This is a genomic window from Streptomyces sp. 5-10 (assembly GCF_014712245.1).
GTDB lineage: Bacteria > Actinomycetota > Actinomycetes > Streptomycetales > Streptomycetaceae > Streptomyces > Streptomyces violaceusniger.
This window is the reverse complement of sequence record NZ_JACVYG010000177.1, coordinates 1-2,521: the sequence shown is the minus strand read 5'-3', so window position 1 is coordinate 2,521 and position 2,521 is coordinate 1. Positions and strand designations below refer to the sequence as shown.

The 2,521-nt window shown below is 72.8% G+C and carries 1 protein-coding gene; it reads left to right on the top strand.

What is annotated here, in order from left to right; genetic code table 11:
- Window positions 1–2,521, top strand: a 2,521-nt coding sequence (locus tag IEJ02_RS47660; RefSeq protein WP_191070486.1) for a type I polyketide synthase, incomplete at both ends; no start/stop codon positions are given.

Sequence of the window (2,521 nt, the reverse complement as noted above, 5' to 3'; positions counted from 1 at the left end):
CTGGACGGGCTGTCGGTGGAGCGGTTCGAGGCTGTGCTGCGGGCGAAGTCGGAGGCGGCGTGGCATCTGCATGAGCTGACGCGCGAGCTGGACCTGACGGCCTTCGTTTTGTTCTCCTCGTTCTCGGGGACGGTGGGTGCCGCTGGGCAGGCCAACTATGCGGCGGCGAACGCGACTTTGGACGCGTTGGCGGAGTGGCGGCGCGGTGCGGGACTCCCGGCCACCTCGGTGGCCTGGGGTCCCTGGGCCGACCACGGCATGGCCGTCAGCAGCGCCGAGGTCAGCCGCACCATCCGGCGCAATGGCATGACCGCGATGGATCCCCGGCTGGCCCTGGCGGCGCTGGAGCGTGCCATCAGCCACCCCGACGCCGCCCTCGCCGTCGTCGACGCCGACTGGGAGCGTTTCGCCGACACCTTCGAGGCCCGGCGGCTGTCCCGGCTGCTCAGCGGCGTCCCGGAGGTCCGGAAGCTGACCGCGACCGCCCGGCCCGGCGACACCGACCCCGCACACACCGAGGAGTCCTCGGCGCTCGTCCGCCGTCTGGAGACCTTGTCCGAGGCCGAACGGCAGCGCACCCTGCTGGAGGTCGTGCGGGCCCATGTGGCCGCCGTACTCGGCCACAGCGGTGTGGACGCCATCGGGCCCGGCCGCGCCTTCATGGAGATCGGCTTCGACTCCCTGACCGCGGTGGGCCTGCGCAACCAGCTCAGCGAGGCCACGGGCGTCCAGCTCCCGGCCACCTTGGTCTTCGACTACCCCACACCGACCGCGCTGGCCGGATATCTGCTCACCGAACTGCTCGGCAGCCATGAGCGGACGGACGGCGCGACCGCGGACGTGGCCACGACCGCGTCCGCCGCGGCGGACGAGCCGATCGCGATCGTCTCGATGAGCTGCCGCTTCCCCGGCGACGTACGCTCCGCCGACGACCTGTGGCGGCTGCTGGCCGCCGGAGAGGACGCGGTATCGGCCTTCCCCACGGACCGTGGCTGGGACCTCGAGGGGCTGTACGACGCGGATCCGGACGCGCTCGGCAAGAGCTACGTACGCGAGGGTGCGTTCCTCTCCGAGGTGAGCGGCTTCGACGCGTCCTTCTTCGGCATCTCGCCACGTGAGGCACTGGCGATGGACCCCCAGCAGCGGCTGCTGCTGGAGACGTCGTGGGAGCTGTGGGAACGGGCCGGAATCGACCCGGAAACGGTGCGCGGCAGCCGTACCGGCGTGTTCATGGGCACCAACGGGCAGGAGTACGTGTCCCTGGTCGACCGGGCCCCGGAGACCACCGAAGGCTATGTGGCCACCGGCAACGCGGCCAGCGTCGTCTCCGGCCGCATCTCCTACACCTTCGGCTTCGAGGGCCCGGCGGTCACGGTGGACACCGCCTGTTCGTCGTCCCTGGTGGCGCTGCACCTGGCCGCGCAGGCGCTGCGACAGGGCGAGTGCTCCCTCGCGCTCGCCGGTGGCGTCTCGGTGATGGTGTCACCGCGTGGCTTCGTGGAGTTCAGCCGTCAGCGGGGCCTGGCGCCGGACGGCCGGTGCAAGCCGTTCGCGGCGGCCGCCGACGGCACGGCCTGGGGCGAGGGCGTGGGCATGCTGCTGCTGGAGCGGCTGTCGGACGCGCGCCGCAACGGCCACCAGGTGCTGGCGGTGGTACGTGGCTCCGCCGTCAACCAGGACGGTGCGAGCAACGGCCTCACCGCGCCCAACGGCCCGTCCCAGCAGCGGGTGATCCGCCAGGCGCTGGCCAACGCCGGGCTCCCGGCCGGACAGGTCGACGTCGTGGAAGCCCACGGGACGGGCACGACGCTGGGCGATCCGATCGAGGCGCAGGCGCTGCTGGCCACGTACGGCCGGGAGCACACCGACGACCAGCCCCTGTGGCTCGGCTCGATCAAGTCCAACATCGGCCATACGCAGGCCGCCGCCGGTGTGGCGGGCCTGATCAAGATGGTGCTGGCCATGCGGCACGGTCTGCTGCCCGGGATGCCCAACGTGGACGAGCCCTCCCCGTACGTGGACTGGTCGCCCGGCACCGTCCAGCTGCTGACCGACGCCACGCCGTGGCCCGAGACCGGTCGGCCGCGGCGGGCGGGCGTGTCCTCCTTCGGCGTCAGCGGCACCAACGCGCACGTCATCCTCGAGCAGGCGCCTGCGCCGCGACCGGTGCCCGGGCGGCCCGCCGTGGACGAGCCCGCCGGCGGCCTGGGGCGGCTGCCCGTCACTCCCTGGCTGGTCTCGGGCAAGTCCGAGGCCGCGCTGCGGACACAGGCGGACCGGCTGCTGGCGCATGTGCGCGAGCGAGCGGAGCTTTCGGCCGATGACATCGGCCTGTCGTTGGCGACCACGCGCAGTGCGTTCGAGCACCGTGCGGTGGTGCTGGCCGGGGACCGGGACGGTCTGCTCGATGGCGTGGCGGCACTCGCGGAGGGCCGTGACACCTCGGGGCTGATTCGAGGCGCGGCCGGTGCTGACGGGCGTGCGGTGTTGGTCTTCCCTGGTCAGGGGGCGCAGTGGGTGG